This is a genomic window from Amycolatopsis sp. FBCC-B4732 (assembly GCF_023008405.1).
Taxonomy (GTDB): domain Bacteria; phylum Actinomycetota; class Actinomycetes; order Mycobacteriales; family Pseudonocardiaceae; genus Amycolatopsis; species Amycolatopsis pretoriensis_A.
Map to the genome: position 1 here is coordinate 9,276,760 of NZ_CP095376.1, position 13,629 is coordinate 9,290,388.

A 13,629-nucleotide genomic window follows, 5' to 3' on the forward strand; every position below is an offset into this window, starting at 1 on the left:
CCACCAGATCCTGTGTTGAATCGTGTAGGATTTTGTGTGGTTGAAGCCTTGGTGTTCGGCGGGGACGGAGTTGAACGGTGCTGGCGCGTCAGCGACAGGCGGTGATCCTGGAAGAGGCACGCCGGACCGGCGCGGTCCGGGTCAGCGACCTCGTGACCAGGCTGGGCGTGTCCGACATGACGGTGCGCCGCGACCTCGACGTGCTCGCCGGGCGCGGGCTGGTCGAGAAGGTCTACGGCGGCGCCACCTCGATCGTCGGCAAGAGCACCGACGAACCCGGGTTCGAAGCGAAGTCCGTGCGCCAGCGCGCGCAGAAGGAAGCCATCGCCGAGCTCGCCGCGACGCTCGTGCGGCCCGGCACCGCGATCGGCATCTCCGCCGGCACCACGACGTGGACGCTGGCGCGGGCGCTCGACGCCATCCCCGGCCTCACCATCGTGACCAACTCGATCCAGGTCGCCGACGTGCTCCGCGGCTCGACGCAGCCCGATCGCACCGTCGTGCTCACCGGCGGGGTCCGGACGCCGTCGGACGCGCTGGTCGGGCCGGTCGCCGTGCACAGCCTGCGGTCGCTGCACCTCGACGTCGTCTTCCTCGGCGTGCACGGGATGGCCGAGGGGGCGGGGTTCACGACGCCGAACCTCACCGAGAGCGAGACCGACCGCGCGCTGGTCGAAGCCGGGCGCAAGCTGGTCGTGCTCGCCGACCACACCAAGTGGGGCACCGTCGGGATCTCCACGATCGCCGACCTGGACGAGGCCGACGTCGTCGTCACCGATGACGGGATCCCGGACGAGGCCAAGGAAACGCTCGCCGAACGGGCGGGAGAACTCATGATCGCCGAGACGGCGGAGACGGACGAGGCCCAAGAAGCGTGAAGCGCACGGTACGACACCTGGCCGACGGCCGGGAGATCATCTACTTCGACCAGCCCGGCGCGCCCGACCGCGTCGCCGAGGACACCCGTGACCTGCCGCCGGTTTCGGCCGCGTCGGAGATCCGGCGGGACCCGCTGACCGGCGAATGGGTCGCGATGGCCGCGCACCGGCAGACGCGGACCTACAGGCCGCCGGCGGACCTCTGCCCGCTGTGCCCGAGCAAGCCCGGCAAGCCGAGCGAGATCCCCGAAAGCGACTACGACGTCGTCGTCTTCGAGAACCGCTTCCCGTCCTTCGCCGAAGACGTCATCGGCGAACCGTCCACTGTGGATGGTTTCGGGCTGGTGCCGGTCGCGCCCGGCCGCGGGCGCTGCGAGGTCGTCTGCTTCACCAGCGACCACGACGGTTCGTTCGCGAAGCTGAGCGCGAAGCAGGTGCGGGCCGTGGTGGACGCCTGGGCCGACCGCACGACCGCGCTGTCCGAAGTGCCCGGTGTCGAACAGGTCTTCCCTTTCGAGAACCGCGGGGAGGAAATCGGCGTCACGCTGTCGCACCCGCATGGGCAGATCTACGGCTACCCGTTCGTCACGCCGAAGACCGCGCGGATGATCGACGTCGCCCGCGCCTACCGGGCCGAGCACGGGCGCCCGGTGCTCGGTGACGTGCTGGCCGCCGAACAGAAGTCCGGCGCGCGCGTGGTGGCGTCCGGCGAGCACTGGACGGCGTACGTGCCGCCGGCGGCCCGCTGGCCGGTCGAGGTGCACGTGGTGCCGCACCGGCAGGTTGCGGACATCCCCGCGCTGACCGACGCCGAGCGCGACGACTTCGCCGACGTCTACCTGGACGTGCTGCGCCGCTGCGACGCGCTGTACGACCGGCCGCTGCCGTACATCGCGGCGTGGCACCAGGCGCCGGTGCGTCAGGACCGCGAACTCGGCTGGCTCCACCTGGAACTGTTCTCCGTGCTGCGCGCGAAGGACAAACTGAAGTACCTGGCGGGGTCCGAATCGGGCATGGCGGTCTGGATCAACGACGCAACGCCCGAGCAGATCGCGGAACGGCTCCGCGCGGCGGGCTGATCCCGGCCATACTCATCTCCGATGCACAGGTTCGGCTCAGGAACCTCTCAGGACCGTCCCGCAAGGTGATGACATGACCGAGAACGACCCCAGCACGCACGACCCCGCGACGCCGCGGCAGCCCGAGACCGGCCAGCAGGTCGCTCAGGGCGGTTGGGCGGGGAGCCCGTACGGTGAGCAGGCCAAGCCCGAGTCCGGCGGTGCGCCGCAGTACTCGGAGCCGTCCTACCACGCGGTGACCGGGGCCGATCCGTCGTACGGCGCGCAGAACACGAACCCCTGGTCCGCCCCGGGTGCGCAGGTGCCGCCCGGCCAGACCCAGCAGAGCGTCTACCCGCCGGCGAACCCGTACGCGCAGCCCGGTACGTCCGCCTACCCCACGCCCGCCCCGGCGCAGCCGAAGCGGTCCGGCGGGAAGCTGCTCGCCGGTGTCGCGCTGGTCGCGCTGCTGGTCGGCGGCATCGCCGGCGGTGCGGTCGGCTACCTGACCGGCGGCACGTCCGGCCCGTCCAGCAACGCGCTCGACGCGCCGAAGCCGGCCCAGCAGACGGGCAACGCGCCGGCCGGCTCGGTCGAGTCCGTGGCGCAGAAGCTGTCGCCGAGCGTCGTCGAGCTGCAGGTGAGCGGGCAGCAGGGGGCCGGCGAGGGCTCCGGGTTCGTCATCAGCACCGACGGCTACATCCTGACCAACAACCACGTCGTCGAGGTCGCCGCGAACGGCGGCCAGATCCAGGCCGTCTTCCAGGACGGCCGCAAGGCCCCGGCCAAGGTCATCGGCCGCGACCCGACGACCGACATCGCGGTCGTCAAGGTCACCGGCGTGAACAACCTGACCCCGGTGGAGCTCGGCCGCTCCGACGACCTGCGGGTCGGCCAGTCGGTCGTCGCCATCGGCTCGCCGTTCGAGCTGGCCGGTACGGTCACCTCGGGCATCGTCAGCTCGCTGCACCGCCCGGTGCGCGCGGGCGGCAGCAGCGGCGACCAAACGACGGTGATGGACGCCGTCCAGACCGACGCGGCGATCAACCCGGGCAACTCGGGCGGCCCGCTGGCGAACATGGCCGGGCAGGTCATCGGGATCAACTCGGCGATCTACAGCCCGCAGTCCGGCCAGGGTGGCCAGGGCCAGGGCGCGTCCGAGGGCGGCAACGTCGGCATCGGCTTCGCCATCCCGATCGACCAGGCCCGCCGCACGGCGGACACGATCATCAAGACCGGCCAGGCGGTGCAGACCTACATCGGCGCCCAGGTCAAGGACGCCCCGCAGGGCGGCGCCCAGCTCGGCGCGATCACCGCGGGCAGCCCGGCGGAGAAGGCCGGCCTCAAAGAAGGTGACGTCGTCACGAAGATCGACGACCGCACCATCGACTCGGCCGACACGCTGGTCGCGGCGGTCCGCACCCGCGCCCCGGACGAGAAGGCGACCTTCACCCTCGCGGGCGGCCGCACGGTCGAGGTGACCCTCGGCGGCCAGCCGGTCCCGGCCAACTGATCCCTTCCAGACGCTCGGCCGCCCTGGCGCGGCCGAGACCAACTTCGGCTCGACCCCCGAATCCTGGGGCCGGACCCCCAAGGCCACGCGCGACCCAGGCATCTCATGCCGGTCGCGCGTGGCCGCATTTGTGCCGGGGTCAGGTGCGGGGGTGGTCGGGCGGGGTGCTGGGGTGTTCGCTTGGCGCGGCTGGCGTGCCAGACGGCCTGAGCGTCGTTCTGGTCGGGTGGCCGGGCCGTTGAGGGGCCTGGCCGGGGTGCCGGACGGCGTGGCTGGCGGGCCGGGCTGCTCGGCCTGGGTGGTGGGCGTGCTGGCCGGCGTACCGGTGTATTAGCTCAGCACGGTCGGCGTGCTGGGCCTTCTCGGACGGGCGGAGGTTGTTCGCCTGGCGCTGCTGGCGTGCCAGGCGGGGAGCTGGTGTGGCTGGTGTGCCAGGCGGGGCTGGTGCCCTCCCGAGGGATGGCCGGACCGCTGAGGGGCTTGGCCGGGGTACCGGCGAAGTGGCCGATCAGCCGGGAGGATCGGCCGGTGCGGCCGACGTGCTGGCCGATGCGCCGGGGTGTTCGCTTGGCCCGGCTGGCGTGCTGGGAGGGTTGGTCGCCTTCTCGGGTGGAACGGCAGGGCTGGCCGGCGTGCCGGGCGTGGTGGGGTGCTCGGCTGCGCGGGGCGCTTCGGGCGGCCTGCCAGGAGAGGCGGTAGGGCTGGCCGGCGTGCCGGGCGTGGTGGGGTGCTCGGCTGCGCGGGGCACTTCGGGCGGCCTGCCAGGAGAGGTGGCGGGGCTGGCCGGCGGTGGGTCGCCATGGGTGGCTGGGGTGGCCGTCGAGGTGGCGGGCCTTGCCGGGCGGCGCGCGCGGATGACGAGGGCGGTCGCGACCACTACGAGCCAGACTGCTGCCACTGTGAGGGCCAGGCCCAGGGCTGGGTCGCCGTCGTGGAGGCCGGGCATGGGTGGGGTTCCGTAGGGACGCCAGAGCAGCGGGAACGCCACGATCGCCAGGACTCCGGTGATCACCGTGCCCGCTACCACCGGGGTTTTCCACGGGTGCGGCACGATCCGGCTCAGCACGAAGCCGAGCACCGCCGTCAACGGTGCGACCACGCCGTCGTTGAGGAGGGGGCCGCCGACTATCCAGCCGGTCGTTGCGATTACGTCCGGGCGGACCGGGAGCGCGTACTCGGCGAACAGCACCACGCCCCACGCTAAGGCCGCGAGACCCGGTAGCGCGAGGAGGGCTCGGGCGGTCTTCACAGTGCCTCCAGCTTCGTGACCCACTTCGTCTGCAGCACGCCCGGGCGGTTCGGGGCGATGATCCGGCACGGGAAGCCGTGGTCGATGTCGAGGACCTCGCCGTTCAGCTCCAAGGCCAGCAGCGTCAGGTCGTCGGCCGTGTGTTCGCCGGGGAGGGTGCTGACGTTGTACAGCCCGGAACGCTCCATTGAGGACACTCGGACCGCCGTGCCGGGCGCGGCGCCGGTGGCTTTCAGGAGCGTGGGCAGGGAAATGCCGCGCCAGGTGGCCGATTGGCTCCAGCCCTCCACGCACGCGATCGGGAGTTCCGCCGTCGCTTGCGGCAGGGCGCGCAGCTCGTCGAGGGAGAACGTCGTCGTGCCGCGTGGGGTCACCACCGAGAGGCGCCAGGTCGGGGACCACCTGATGCCCGCGGCCGCCGCCGTGCGGTTCACCGGGAGGTTCTGCGTTCCTTTGCCCGTCTTCCAGGCCAGGCCGGAAACGCCGCGCAGGAACGGGACCATCGCGCCCGCGGTGGCGACGACCGCGGTGCCCGTCGCCAGGCCGGTGGTGAGGAGGAAGCCGCGCCGGGAGAGGCCGCCGGGCGGTGACGGCGGTTCCTCGGTGGTGGTCCGGGTCAGGGCGCGGCGGATGATCGGCAGCTTCACCGCGACGTGCACCAGGATCGAGCCGATCGCCAGCCACGCCACCGCGTAGTGCACCTGCGGGAAGTAGAAGCCCCACGGGTAGTTCTGCGCCACGTTCAGCAACCCGGTCGTCAGCTCGAAGAACGCCGCCCCCGAGAGCACCAGGATCGACAGCCGCTCCAGTGCGTGCGGCAGCGAGCGGACGAGCGGCCGGCCGAACAGCTTCGGGTAGACGCTCCACAACTTCGCCAGCAGCAACGGGATCGACGCCACACCGGAGATCACGTGCAGCCCCTGCGTGACGCGGTAGAGCCCGACCGGGCGGCTGGGCCACCAGAACCAGCCTGGCGGGTGCTGGATCAGGTGGCTGATCAGCCCGGTCACGAAGCACGTCGTGAACGTGATCGCGAGCGCCAGGCCGATCTTCGACGTCACGCGCTCGTCGTGCGCCGGCGCCCGGAACTGTTCTTCCTTCGGGATCGGCAGTTTCACGGTCGCTCCAATCGCGCGAACCAGCGGTGGCCGTGGCGGGTGGTCCAGTCGACGCGCAGGCCGGCACGGACGGCGACTGCGGCGATCGCGTCGACGCCGACCCAGGCCCAGGTGAACCAGGCGACGTCGGCGTGACCCGGGCGCAGCCGGACGCGTTCGTGGCGCAGGCCGTGGCCCGGCGGCTCCAATTCGACGAGGACGTCGCCGCCGGGAGCGAGCAGCCGCGCCGTGCGCCGCAGCAGGGTCGCCGGGTCGCCGCCGATGCCGATGTTGCCGTCGGCGAGCAGGGCGTGGCGCCACCGGCCTTCGCCGGGCAGGCGGTCGAACACGTTGCGGTGCAACGCCATCCCGCCGCGACGACGGGTGAGGCCGACCGCCGTGCGCGAGCTGTCCACGCCCAGCGCGACGACCCCGCGGCTCGCCAGCGCCGCGGTGAGCCGGCCCGGACCGCAGCCGAGGTCGATGGTCGGGCCGGCGCAGGCGTCGAGCAGGACGTCGTCGCCTTCGGATGGCTCTGTCCAGCGTTCGACCGGCAGCTCGATCCGCTCGCCGGTCGTCAGCTCGAGCCAGCAGCGGTGGCCCAGCAGGCCGAGGTCGAACTCGTGCCCGGCGAGGGCCGGCATCACGCGACCGCCCGTCCGTCGACGGCCGCGACAGCGCGGGCGAACCGGCCGGCCGGGCACGCCGCCGCGACCGCACGGGCGTCCGCCATGGTGTCCACATCGGACAGCATGGCGGCCTTCGCCGGACGCAGGCCGCATTCGCCGAGCGCGCGCAACGTGCGTTCACCGGTGTCGTCACGGGACATCGGGACGCCCGCGAGGACTTGCGCGTGCCGGGGGTCGGCCAGGCCCAACGCCCACCAGCCGCCGTCCGCGGCCGGGCCGAGCACCGAGTCACGGCCGCCGTGCCGGATCGGGGCGATGGCGGCGGCGAGCGACTCCGGCGTGACCTGCGGGGTGTCCATGCCGATCTGCAGGACGGGCAGGCCGGCGTGCACCGCGGCGACGTCGGCGTGCGCGTTGGCCAGCCGGGCGCCGAAGTCCCAGCCCCGCTGCGGGATGACGGTGGCGCGCCTTAGCGCCAGGCCGATTTCGGCGGCCCGGGTGGCGGCGCCGAGGTCGCCGGTCATCGCGACGACGGGTGCGGCGCCGGGCACCGCGCAGACGGCGTCGAGCGTGTCGAGCAGCGCCGCCGCGGCGATCTCCGCCGACTGGGCCGGTGTCGCCGGCGGGCAGAGCCGGGTCTTGGCGAGGCCTGGCACGGGCGCCTTGGCCACGACCAGCAGGACGAACGGTGTCATCGGGCCAGCACCCGCCCGAAGTCGCGGACCGCGCGCAGCGTGCCCCGCACCGAACCGGAGACCTTCGACTTGGTGCCCTTGGCGCGTTCGCCGTAGCGGACGTCGAACTCGCGCACCCGCCAGTCGGCGCGCTGCGCCTTGATCAGCAGCTCCAGGGGATAGCCGAACGCCCGGTCCGTGACGTCGAGCCCGAGCAGCGCTCGCCGGTCCGCGGCGCGCAGGGGCGCGATGTCCCGCACCGGCAGCCCGCGGGTGCGCAGCAACAGCGCCAGCACGACGTTGCCCGCTCTCGCGTGCCACGGCCACACCCCGGGGCCGGTCGGCACCCGGCGGCCGACGGCGAGGTCGGCGCCGTCGCGGACCGCCGTCACCAGCCGCGGGAGGTCACCGAGGTCGAGGGATCCGTCGGCGTCGGCGAAGCACACGATGTCCGCGGTGGCGGCTTCCAGGCCCGCGTGCACGGCCGCGCCGTAGCCGCGGCGCGGTTCGTGGACGACCTTCGCGCCGAGCGAGGCCGCCACTTCGGGCGAGCCGTCGGCGGAACCGTTGTCGACCACGATCGCGCGGTAGCCCGTGGGCAGGCCGGCCAGTACGCCGGGCAGCGCGCCGGCTTCGTCGAGGCAAGGGAGGACGACGTCCACTCCTGAGTCAGTCACGGCGCCGACCGTAAGTCCAGGATGGACCGCGCAAAAGCCTTGCGTCCCTTACTGAATCATGACGTGTGACGACTTCTTACCGCGTCGTTACGGATGCCGTCGCGAGAACGCGGACGGCCGCCGGCTGACTTAGGCTGGCGGCGATGAGTGAGCCGAATTCGGCAGCCCGGCTCGCCGAGCCTCCTGCCCGCGAACCCGAAGCCCCGGCCTCCGGGCGCCGCGCCGACCTCCTCGCCGTCGCGGCGGCGGTGGCGCTCGTCGTCGCGGCCACCGCGGTCGGCCTGTACTACAACCGGCCGAACTCCGGCGTGATCATCTTCGTCTCGTCGCCGCCGCTGTTCGCCGACTGGCTGCCGCACGTCGGCCCGGGCTCGGTGTTCGCCGTGCTGATCGCCGTGGTCGTGGTGCTCCAGGGCCCGGCGCTGGTGGACCGCCTGCCGTGGCGCCGCGCGCTGGCGGCGGGCTACCTGGCTTCGCTCGCCTGGATATTCTCGCTGACCATGGTCGACGGCTGGCAACGCGGGTTCGCGGGACACCTCACCATCCCGCAGGAGTACCTCCACGAGGTCCCCGGGATCACCGACATTCCCCGGATGCTGCGCGAGTTCTCCTCCCGCATCCTCGACTTCCAGCCGAATTCGTGGACGACGCACGTCTCCGGCCACCCGCCGGGCGCGACGCTCGTGTTCGTCTGGCTGGACCGGATCGGCTTGCCCGGCGGCGCGTGGGCGGCCACGGCCGTCGTGCTCGTCGGCAGCCTCATCGCGGTCGCCGTGCCCGCGACGGTCGCCCTGCTCGGCCGGGCCGACGCCGCCCGCGCGATGCTGCCGTTCGCCGTCCTCACGCCCGGGGCGGTGTGGATCGGCGTGTCCGCGGACGGCATGTTCGCCGGGGTGACCGCCACCGGGCTGGCGCTGCTCGCGTTGTCCGCGCACGGGTTCACCGGCGGCCGCCGGTACGCCGCTCCGGCCGGCGTGGCCGCGGGACTCCTGCTCGGCTTCGGCATTTTCCTTTCCTACGGCCTGGTGCTGCTCGGCGTGCTCGCGGTGGCCGTGGCCATCCTCGGCAGGCAGTGGCGGGCGGCGGCCCTGGCGATCGCCGGGGCGCTGGCGGTCGTCGGCGTCTTCGCCTGGGCGGGTTTCTGGTGGCTCGACGGCTACCACCTGGTCGTCGAGCGGTACTACCAGGGCGTCGCGCTGGTCCGGCCGTATTCGTACTGGGTGTGGGCGGACCTGGCCGCGGTGTCCGTCGCCCTCGGCCCCGCGGTGATCGCCGCGCTGCGGCGGGGCTTGGCGGGGGCGCGGCCCAGTCGTTCCCTGCTCACCGATCCGGTGCTGCTCCTCGGGCTCGCCGCCCTGCTCACCATCGTCTTCGCCGACGTTTCGGGCCTGTCGAAAGCGGAGACGGAACGGATCTGGCTACCGTTCGGGGTGTGGTTGCTGCCCTTGACGGCGTTGCTGCCGCGGCCCGGACGCCGGTGGTGGCTGGCCGCGCAGGCGGCGACGGCCCTGGCGGTCAACCACCTGCTGCTGACCGGCTGGTGAGGGAGACGTGATGAACGATCAGGCCGGGCGGGTGCTCGTGGTCGACGACGACGAGACGGTCCGCGACGTCGTCCGCCGCTACCTGGAGGTGGCCGGGTTCACGGTCGACCAGGCCGGCGACGGCGCCGAAGGGCTGGCCAAGTTCGCCGCCCACGAGCCCGACCTCGTCGTCCTCGACGTCATGATGCCGGGGATCAACGGCCTCGAGGTGTGCAAGCGGCTGCGCCAGGTCAGCCAGGTGCCGATCGTCATGCTCACCGCGCTCGGCGAGGAGGAGAACCGGATCGCCGGGCTCCAGCTCGGCGCCGACGACTACGTGACGAAACCGTTCAGCCCCAAGGAACTCGCCCTCCGCGTCGCCTCCGTGCTGCGCCGCGCGCGGATGCCGCGCCCGCAACCGGCCGCCGCGGAACTGGCGGACGGCGACCTGCGCCTGCAGATGAGCGCGCGCACCGCGACGCTCGCCGGCCGCGAACTGCCGCTCACCACCCGGGAGTTCGACCTGCTGGCGTTCTTCCTCGCCCACCCCGGCGTCGCCTACTCGCGCGCGGACCTGCTCGAGAAGGTGTGGGGCTGGGACTTCGGCGACCAGTCCACGGTGACCGTCCACGTGCGACGGTTGCGAGAGAAGATCGAGCGCGACCCGGCCAAGCCGGCCCGGGTGGCGACCGTGTGGGGTGTCGGCTACCGCTACGACCGGGGGCAACCGTGATCGAACCCGGTGAGTCCTTCGACGAGATCGTCGCTCACATCTGGCACATCCTGCCGGTCGCGCTGCTCTTCGCGCTTCCGGTGGCCGTGCTGGGCGGAGTGGTGCTCTACGTGCTGCGCCGCGGCTCGCTCGCCACCACGCTCACCGTGCTGGTGCTGATCCCGGTGGTCGCCACGCTGGTCGGCGTGCTGGGCATCAGCGGGTTCATGTTCACCCCGGCGCTGACCACGATGCTGCTGGTCTGCCTGCTCGTCGCGCTGGTCACGGTGCCCGCGGCGATCGCCTTCGGCCGGGCCGTCGCGCGCCGCAGCGTGTGGGAGCGGGAAGCGCGCGATCGCGAACGCGCGGCCGAGGCGTCCCGCCGCGAGCTGGTCGCCTGGATCAGCCACGACCTGCGCAGCCCGCTGGCCGGCATCCAGGCGATGGCCGAGGCGCTGGCCGACGGCGTGGTGTCCGAACGCGACGAGGTCGCCGACTACGCCCAGCGGATCACCGGCGAGACCACCCGGCTGTCCGCGATGGTCGGCGACCTGTTCGAACTCTCCCGGATCACGGCGGGCGCGCTCGAACTCACCATGTCCGCGGTGCCGCTGCGGGACGTCGTCAGCGACGCCGTCGCCGCCCAGTCCCCGGTCGCCGAGCAGAAGCGTGTGCGGGTGCTCGCCAACGCCTCGACCTGGCCGGTCGTGACCGGCAGCGACCCGGAACTGGCCCGGATCGTGCGGAACCTGGTCTCCAACGCGATCCGGCACACCCCGCCCGACGGCACGGTCGCGGTGCAGATCGGCGTCGACGGCGACGAAGCCCTGCTCGCCGTCGACGACTCGTGCGGCGGCATCCCGGACGACGAGATCACCCGCGTCTTCGACGTCGCTTTCCGCGGGACGCAGGCGCGGACACCGGAACGCGGCGGGACGACCAGCGGCGGCGGACTCGGGCTGGCCATCACCAAGGGCCTGGTCGAGGCGCACCGCGGGAAGATCGGCGTCCACAACCACGGCCCGGGGTGCCGGTTCGAGGTGCGGCTGCCGCTGGCGATGTCCTGAACTACTTCCCGTAGTGGTAGCGACAGGCCGCGATGCGAATCTCGTCTTCGGCGATCTTGTAGACGAGCCGGTGCTCGTCTGTGATCCGGCGTGACCAGTAACCCTGGAAGCCGTGCTTCAGGGGTTCAGGTTTGCCGAGACCCTCGTTGCCGTTCCGCCGGACATCCTCGAGCAGTGCGTTGATGCGCTTGAGAACCTTCCGGTCTTCGGTCTGCCACCAGAGGTAGTCATGCCAAGCGAGCTCGTCCCAAACCAGCTTCATTCCACAAGTTCGTGCTGTGTCCCGCCGCCGGACTCCAGCCGCTCGATTGCCGTGATCAAACGTCGCGCGTTCTCAGGGCTGCGAAGCAGATAGGCGGTTTCCTTGAGCGACTGGTAGTCGTCAAGGGAAACAATCACGACCGGTTCGTGCCCGGCGCGAGTGATCACGACCTCTTCGCGGTCGTTGACCACGGAGTCGAGCGTCTCGGCGTACTTCGCGCGAGACTCGGAGTAGCTCATGGTCTTCACAGACACTCCTCCCTTCGACGTACAGAATACTGTACGTCGATGAGGGGAGGGCTGGCAAGGGTGATCTGGGCCATGCGTGGCGCGAAGGCCCGCCTGGCCCGGCTCTAGGGAGACACCGGGTCGCGCAGCTCCGCCGTGGCGAAGTCCGTCATGCCCTTCTCGAAGCCGATTTCCGCTGTGAAGCCCAGCAGTTCGCGGGCGCGGGCGGGGTCGGCCACCACGTGGCGGACGTCGGCCGCGCGGGCGCCGCCGACCACCTGGGGGGCCGGGCCGTCGCATGCGCGGGCCAGTTCCACCGCCAGTTCGCCGACCGTGTGCGGGGTGCCGGAGCAGATGTTCAGCGGGGTGAGGTCGGCTTCCGGGCCGGGCGTCCTGAGTGCCAGGACGTTCGCCCTGGCAACGTCGTGGACGTGGACGAAGTCGCGCTGCTGACCGCCGTCCTCGAGGACCCGCGGGGCCTCGCCGCGCACCAGTGACGACCGGAACAGTGACGCCACCCCCGCGTACGGGGTGTTCTGCGGCATCCGCGGGCCGTAGACGTTGTGGTAGCGCATCGCCCAGACGCTGCCACCCGTTTGCCGGGCCCAGGCGCCGGCCAGGTGCTCCTGTGCGAGCTTCGTCGACGCGTACGTGCTGCGGGGGTTCAGCGGGGCGTCCTCGGGCACCAGCTGCCATGCCAGCTCGGCGTCGCAGGACGGGCACCGCGGCTCGAAGCGGCCGGCGTCCACATCGGACGCGCGGCGCGGCGACGGCGGCACCACGCCGTGGTCCGGGCAGGCGTAGCGGCCTTCGCCGTAGACGACCATCGACGACGCGAGCACCAGCTTCCGCACGCCAGCCGCGTGCATCGCGGCCAGCAGCACCGCCGTGCCGTAGTCGTTGTGCAGGGCGTACGAAGGCGCGTCCGACGGATCGATGCCGTGCCCGACCACCGCCGCTTGGTGGCACACCGCGTCGGCGCCGTCGAGCAGTTCCGCGACCATCTCGATGTCGGTGACGTCGCCGCGCAGGAACCGGTGCCTGCCGGTGTACGCCGGTGGCGTGCGGGAGCCGTGCGCCGTCGGGAGCAGGTTGTCGAGCACCACGACGTCGTCACCGCCGTCGGCGAGCAAGTCGGCGATGTGTGATCCGATGAACCCGGCTCCGCCGGTGACCAGTACGCGCACACCGGTCACGCTAGGCGGCCGCACGGGGCCTTGCCGAGGGCTGCGCGGCCACGTCACCGGATCGTCAGAACTCACCCGGCACCTCCCGCCGCCGGACGGCCGAAACCGACTACGGTGGGCGCCATGGAACGGAGTGCACAACGGCTGGGCCGGGCCCTCGTGGTCATCGTGGACGATCGCGTGGCGCACGGCGAGCACGAGGACACCAGCGGCCCGCTCGTCACGGAGCTGCTCGAAGAAGCGGGCTTCATCGTCGACGGTGTGGTGGTCGTCGACGCCGAGACCACTGGTATCCGCAACGCGCTCAACACGGCCGTGATCGGCGGCGCCGACCTGGTGATCACCGTCGGCGGCACCGGGGTGCTGCCGCGCGACCGGACGCCCGACGCCACCGCCGGTGTGCTCGACCGCCCGATCCCGGGGATCAGCGAGGCGATCCGCGCGTCCGGCCTCGCCGCCGGCGCGGTCGACGCCGGGATCTCGCGGGGGCTCGCCGGCGTTTCCGGGAGCACCCTCGTGGTCAACCTGGCCGGGTCGCGGTCCGCCGTGCGCGACGGGATGGCGACGTTGACCTCGCTCGTTCCGCACGTGATCGACGAGCTTTCGGGCCTCGAAGAGGTCTGATCCACAGGTGAGCGGGCCTGCCGCTCGGGGTTCGCTCTGGAGTTGTCAATCAACGCTTCGTGGGACACTGGGGCCATGCCGGGAGAACAGCGGGAACCCCAGACCAGCAGCGAGCGCCGCCGCCGGGTCGACGAGATCTTCGGGGACGTCCTGCCCGAGACGACTTCCGACGAGCGCGATCCCGAGCGGCGCACCGGTCTCCCGGACGATTGGTACCGGGAGAACCGGCCACCGCACCACGATCGCTGAGCG

Annotated in this window: 16 protein-coding genes; 8 read left to right on the forward strand and 8 right to left on the reverse strand. The window is 72.3% G+C overall.

Going from position 1 to position 13,629, the window contains the following annotated elements; translation table 11 throughout:
• Positions 1-77: 77 nt before the first annotated feature.
• From MUY14_RS42195 to MUY14_RS42205, 3 genes are all read left to right on the forward strand, one after another.
• Positions 78-878 (forward strand): DeoR/GlpR family DNA-binding transcription regulator, encoded by an 801-nt coding sequence (locus MUY14_RS42195; RefSeq protein WP_247018173.1) that lies wholly within the window; start codon positions 78-80, stop codon positions 876-878.
• The gene (galT, locus tag MUY14_RS42200; protein WP_247018175.1) at positions 875-1,957 is read left to right on the forward strand and encodes a galactose-1-phosphate uridylyltransferase; all 1,083 of its coding nucleotides are present in this window, start codon (positions 875-877) and stop codon (positions 1,955-1,957) included. Before MUY14_RS42195 ends, galT begins: the two co-directional genes overlap by 4 nt.
• 73 nt (positions 1,958-2,030) lie before the next feature.
• A complete protein-coding gene (locus MUY14_RS42205; protein WP_247018177.1) occupies positions 2,031-3,449 on the forward strand; it encodes a S1C family serine protease in 1,419 nt (472 codons plus the stop codon).
• Positions 3,450-3,957: 508 nt separating this feature from the next.
• Here the strand turns inward: MUY14_RS42205 and MUY14_RS42210 are convergent.
• Genes MUY14_RS42210 through MUY14_RS42230 form a run of 5 tightly spaced genes read right to left on the reverse strand, consistent with a single transcriptional unit; the run spans position 3,958 to position 7,760 of the window.
• Positions 3,958-4,638 carry a hypothetical protein gene (locus MUY14_RS42210; protein WP_247018179.1) on the reverse strand — a complete coding sequence of 227 codons (681 nt, stop codon included), beginning with the start codon at positions 4,636-4,638 and terminating at the stop codon, positions 3,958-3,960.
• Between the two features lie 56 nt (positions 4,639-4,694).
• Positions 4,695-5,816: a molybdopterin-dependent oxidoreductase gene (locus tag MUY14_RS42215; protein ID WP_247018181.1), complete on the reverse strand. Its 1,122-nt coding sequence runs from the start codon at positions 5,814-5,816 to the stop codon at positions 4,695-4,697.
• Positions 5,813-6,439, reverse strand: coding sequence for a class I SAM-dependent methyltransferase (locus MUY14_RS42220; RefSeq protein ID WP_247018183.1), 627 nt, complete (start codon positions 6,437-6,439; stop codon positions 5,813-5,815). Before MUY14_RS42220 ends, MUY14_RS42215 begins: the two co-directional genes overlap by 4 nt.
• Positions 6,439-7,119 carry a DUF2064 domain-containing protein gene (locus tag MUY14_RS42225; protein ID WP_247018185.1) on the reverse strand — a complete coding sequence of 227 codons (681 nt, stop codon included), beginning with the start codon at positions 7,117-7,119 and terminating at the stop codon, positions 6,439-6,441. Before MUY14_RS42225 ends, MUY14_RS42220 begins: the two co-directional genes overlap by 1 nt.
• Positions 7,116-7,760, reverse strand: coding sequence for a glycosyltransferase family 2 protein (locus MUY14_RS42230; protein ID WP_247025501.1), 645 nt, complete (start codon positions 7,758-7,760; stop codon positions 7,116-7,118). Before MUY14_RS42230 ends, MUY14_RS42225 begins: the two co-directional genes overlap by 4 nt.
• Positions 7,761-7,918: 158 nt before the next feature.
• Here MUY14_RS42230 and MUY14_RS42235 point away from each other — a divergent pair, with 158 nt between their 5' ends.
• From MUY14_RS42235 to MUY14_RS42245, 3 genes are read left to right on the forward strand one after another with little or no spacing between them, the layout of a single operon-like run.
• On the forward strand, positions 7,919-9,319 hold the full coding sequence (locus tag MUY14_RS42235) for a hypothetical protein (protein WP_247018187.1): 1,401 nt from the start codon (positions 7,919-7,921) through the stop codon (positions 9,317-9,319).
• Positions 9,320-9,329: 10 nt separating this feature from the next.
• Entirely contained in the window at positions 9,330-10,031 is a 702-nt protein-coding gene (locus tag MUY14_RS42240; protein ID WP_247018189.1) for a response regulator transcription factor, read from the forward strand.
• Positions 10,028-11,077 carry a sensor histidine kinase KdpD gene (locus MUY14_RS42245; RefSeq protein ID WP_247018190.1) on the forward strand — a complete coding sequence of 350 codons (1,050 nt, stop codon included), beginning with the start codon at positions 10,028-10,030 and terminating at the stop codon, positions 11,075-11,077. The genes MUY14_RS42240 and MUY14_RS42245 overlap by 4 nt, the downstream gene beginning before the upstream one ends.
• Position 11,078: 1 nt before the next feature.
• Here the strand turns inward: MUY14_RS42245 and MUY14_RS42250 are convergent, their stop codons facing one another.
• The 3 genes from MUY14_RS42250 to MUY14_RS42260 form a co-directional block, all read right to left on the reverse strand.
• Positions 11,079-11,339: a Txe/YoeB family addiction module toxin gene (locus MUY14_RS42250; protein WP_247018192.1), complete on the reverse strand. Its 261-nt coding sequence runs from the start codon at positions 11,337-11,339 to the stop codon at positions 11,079-11,081.
• Entirely contained in the window at positions 11,336-11,578 is a 243-nt protein-coding gene (locus MUY14_RS42255) for a type II toxin-antitoxin system Phd/YefM family antitoxin (RefSeq protein ID WP_229907886.1), read from the reverse strand. Before MUY14_RS42255 ends, MUY14_RS42250 begins: the two co-directional genes overlap by 4 nt.
• A gap of 113 nt (positions 11,579-11,691) precedes the next feature.
• The gene (locus MUY14_RS42260) at positions 11,692-12,753 is read right to left on the reverse strand and encodes an NAD-dependent epimerase/dehydratase family protein (protein ID WP_247018194.1); all 1,062 of its coding nucleotides are present in this window, start codon (positions 12,751-12,753) and stop codon (positions 11,692-11,694) included.
• A gap of 123 nt (positions 12,754-12,876) precedes the next feature.
• On the opposite strand from MUY14_RS42260, the gene MUY14_RS42265 reads away from it, so the two are divergent.
• Both MUY14_RS42265 and MUY14_RS42270 read left to right on the forward strand, forming a co-directional pair.
• Entirely contained in the window at positions 12,877-13,377 is a 501-nt protein-coding gene (locus MUY14_RS42265; RefSeq protein WP_086861534.1) for a molybdenum cofactor biosynthesis protein B, read from the forward strand.
• Between the two features lie 75 nt (positions 13,378-13,452).
• Positions 13,453-13,626: a hypothetical protein gene (locus MUY14_RS42270; RefSeq protein ID WP_247018196.1), complete on the forward strand. Its 174-nt coding sequence runs from the start codon at positions 13,453-13,455 to the stop codon at positions 13,624-13,626.
• Positions 13,627-13,629: the final 3 nt, after the last annotated feature.

What these genes read in the sequence shown, in the direction of transcription:
- MUY14_RS42270 (WP_247018196.1), top strand. Translation starts at nt 13,453, where the DNA reads ATGCCGGGAGAACAGCGGGAACCCCAGACCAGCAGCGAGCGCCGCCGC.
- MUY14_RS42220 (WP_247018183.1), bottom strand. Translation starts at nt 6,439, where the DNA reads ATGCCGGCCCTCGCCGGGCACGAGTTCGACCTCGGCCTGCTGGGCCAC.
- MUY14_RS42255 (WP_229907886.1), bottom strand. Translation starts at nt 11,578, where the DNA reads ATGAGCTACTCCGAGTCTCGCGCGAAGTACGCCGAGACGCTCGACTCC.
- MUY14_RS42240 (WP_247018189.1), top strand. Translation starts at nt 9,330, where the DNA reads ATGAACGATCAGGCCGGGCGGGTGCTCGTGGTCGACGACGACGAGACG.
- MUY14_RS42225 (WP_247018185.1), bottom strand. Translation starts at nt 7,119, where the DNA reads ATGACACCGTTCGTCCTGCTGGTCGTGGCCAAGGCGCCCGTGCCAGGC.
- MUY14_RS42235 (WP_247018187.1), top strand. Translation starts at nt 7,919, where the DNA reads ATGAGTGAGCCGAATTCGGCAGCCCGGCTCGCCGAGCCTCCTGCCCGC.
- MUY14_RS42250 (WP_247018192.1), bottom strand. Translation starts at nt 11,339, where the DNA reads ATGAAGCTGGTTTGGGACGAGCTCGCTTGGCATGACTACCTCTGGTGG.
- MUY14_RS42205 (WP_247018177.1), top strand. Translation starts at nt 2,031, where the DNA reads ATGACCGAGAACGACCCCAGCACGCACGACCCCGCGACGCCGCGGCAG.
- MUY14_RS42265 (WP_086861534.1), top strand. Translation starts at nt 12,877, where the DNA reads ATGGAACGGAGTGCACAACGGCTGGGCCGGGCCCTCGTGGTCATCGTG.